Source organism: Frankia sp. AgKG'84/4 (genome assembly GCF_023242965.2).
Taxonomy (GTDB): domain Bacteria; phylum Actinomycetota; class Actinomycetes; order Frankiales; family Frankiaceae; genus Frankia.
In genome coordinates, this window is record NZ_JALKFU020001272.1 from 1 (window position 1) to 2,283 (window position 2,283).

A 2,283-nucleotide genomic window follows, 5' to 3' on the forward strand; every position below is an offset into this window, starting at 1 on the left:
CCCTTCAACCTCGACGACTCCCTCTTCGTCCTCCTCCAACCACACCGAAAAACATGGTGACGCCGGGGCGGGCCCGGTGATCGGGAGGCCCTAGACGCGTAGATGCCGGTGCAGCGCGATCGATGCCATCGTCGCGGCGGCGAACACCCCGGCGGCGACGACGGCGGCTGCCGACTCCCACACCGCTGACCAGCCGAACAGCGGGAAGGCCGTCTGCCGGGAGAACTGGCCGTCGACCAGGAACACCTTCGCGGCGACCAGCGCGACGCCCGCCAGGAGGCCGCCGGCCAGGCCCGCGACGGCGCTCTCGAGCATGAAGGGTGCCCGGATCGTCCCGTTGGAGGCCCCGACCAGTTTCATGATCGCGGTCTCCCGTCGGCGGCCGTGCGCGGAAATCCGGATCATCGTGTAGATCAGCGCGAAGGAGGCCAGGGCCTGCACGGCGGCGAGAGTGAAGGCGCCGATGGTGAACGCGTCGAGGAAGCGGTACAGGGGGTCCAGCAGGGCACGCTGGTCGCGGACGGCCTCCACGCCGTCGAGGCCGGTGTAACCGACGACGACGTCGCGTGACTGCCGCGGATCGGCGAGGGTCAATCGCAGCGCGGCGGGAAGGTCGTCGGGGCCGACTCCGGCGAGGACGTCCGGTGAGCCGCGGAAGTCGTGTCGGAACCGGTCGAAGACGTGCTGCTTGCTCTCGTAGCGGACGCTGATGACGGCCGGGTCCCGGCGCATCTCGTCCTCCAGCGCCGAGCGCTGCGCGGCAGTGATGTCGTCGGTGAGGTCGACGACCACTTCCAGTTGGCCGAGCAGGAACTGGTCGATGGTGTGCACCTGGGCTCGCAGCAGGAGGCCGGCGCCGAGCATCGCGAGGCTGAGCGTGACTGTCACGATCACCGCCGCAGTCATCGCCAGGTTGCGTCGCAGCCCCGTCCAGAGCAGCGACACGAGCGGACCCGGGCGCATCAGGCGGCCGGTCCGCGCGACGGCGCCGCCCACGGGCTGCGTTCCCGCTCGGGCAGCGTGACCTGGACGGGGACGGCCGGCGCTGGTGCGGCGGCGGGGGCAGCGGCCTGGTCATAGCGACCCTCCGGCTCGTCGCGGACCAGGGTGCCCTCCCGGAGCTCCAGCACGCGATGCCGCATGGCGTCGACCAGAGCGGCGTTGTGCGTGGCCATGAGGACGGTGGTGCCGGCGCGGTGCACCGTGTCCAGCAGGCCCATGATCTCGAGGCTGGTGGCCGGGTCGAGGTTGCCGGTCGGCTCGTCGGCGAGCAGCACCCGCGGGCGGCCGACGAACGCCCGGGCGATGGCGACCCGCTGCTGCTCGCCGCCGGAGAGCTCGTCGGGATAGCTGGCTGCCTTGTCACCGAGGCCGACCAGGTTCAGCGCCTCGGGAACGACGCTGCGCACGACATGGCGGGGACGACCCACGACGTCGAGGGCAAACGCGACATTGGCCGCCACGGTCCGGTTCGGCAGCAGCCGGAAATCCTGGAACACGCAGCCGACGGCCCGGCGCAGCCGCGGCACCCGCCGGTCCGGGATCCTGGCGACATCCAGGCCGGCGACGACGACGCGGCCGGCACTCGGCCGCTCCTCGCGCAGGAGCAGCCGCAGCAGGGTGGACTTGCCCGAGCCGGACGGGCCGACGAGGAACACGAACTCCCCCGGGCCGATCGCGGCGCTGACGTCGCTCAGGGCAGGTCGGACGCCGTTCGGGTACCGCTTGCTCACCGAAGTCAGAACGATCACCGAACCATCCTCACGTCAAGCAATGCTTAACATACATTCCGTGACGGAGATGGTAGGACGTGGCCGGAGCCGAGCCGCGCGGGCGCGCCCGCCAGGCCGGATCGCACCCGCGGACCAGCGGCGACTCGCGACAGCGGCGGCGGCGTCCGACGGGTATCAGGCGCCCGCGGTCGGGTAAGTGATGGCCGAGGGCGGGGCGCAGGGCCACGCGCGGGCGTAACGTGGGACAAGTCGATCGATCGACGACGGGCCCCGCTCGGAGTCACGGGTCGCGGCGGGAAGGAGGCGGGCATGGGCAGCGAAGACCTGGTCTGCGCCAGCTGCTCGGGGCTGGTGATCGAGGGCCGGTGCCCCACCTGCCGCGCGTCCCGGGAGTACCTGCGACGCTCCTCGCCGCTGTCTCCGCAGCTCCTCTTCACGATCATCGCGATCATCATGGTGCTGGCCGCCCTCGCGGCCCGGCACGCCAGCTGACCGGGTGATCCGGCGCTTCGGCCGCCGACCCGCCGCCCGCCGACCCGCCGCCCGCCGG

The 2,283-nt window shown here is 72.1% G+C and carries 3 protein-coding genes; 1 reads left to right on the top strand and 2 read right to left on the bottom strand.

The window, feature by feature from the left end; translation table 11 throughout:
• Positions 1–90: 90 nt before the first annotated feature.
• Together ftsX and ftsE are read right to left on the bottom strand one after the other, a co-directional pair.
• Positions 91–963, bottom strand: a complete 873-nt coding sequence (ftsX, locus tag MXD58_RS29540; RefSeq protein ID WP_248841107.1) for a permease-like cell division protein FtsX — start codon at positions 961–963, stop codon at positions 91–93.
• Positions 963–1,751, bottom strand: a complete 789-nt coding sequence (gene ftsE / locus MXD58_RS29545) for a cell division ATP-binding protein FtsE (RefSeq protein WP_248841108.1) — start codon at positions 1,749–1,751, stop codon at positions 963–965. Before ftsE ends, ftsX begins: the two co-directional genes overlap by 1 nt.
• A 291-nt stretch (positions 1,752–2,042) precedes the next feature.
• Here ftsE and MXD58_RS29550 point away from each other — a divergent pair, with 291 nt between their 5' ends.
• Positions 2,043–2,225, top strand: coding sequence for a hypothetical protein (locus tag MXD58_RS29550; RefSeq protein WP_248841109.1), 183 nt, complete (start codon positions 2,043–2,045; stop codon positions 2,223–2,225).
• Positions 2,226–2,283: the final 58 nt, after the last annotated feature.

Coding starts and splice junctions, on each gene's coding strand:
- ftsX (WP_248841107.1), bottom strand. CDS start 963: ATGCGCCCGGGTCCGCTCGTGTCGCTGCTCTGGACGGGGCTGCGACGC.
- MXD58_RS29550 (WP_248841109.1), top strand. CDS start 2,043: ATGGGCAGCGAAGACCTGGTCTGCGCCAGCTGCTCGGGGCTGGTGATC.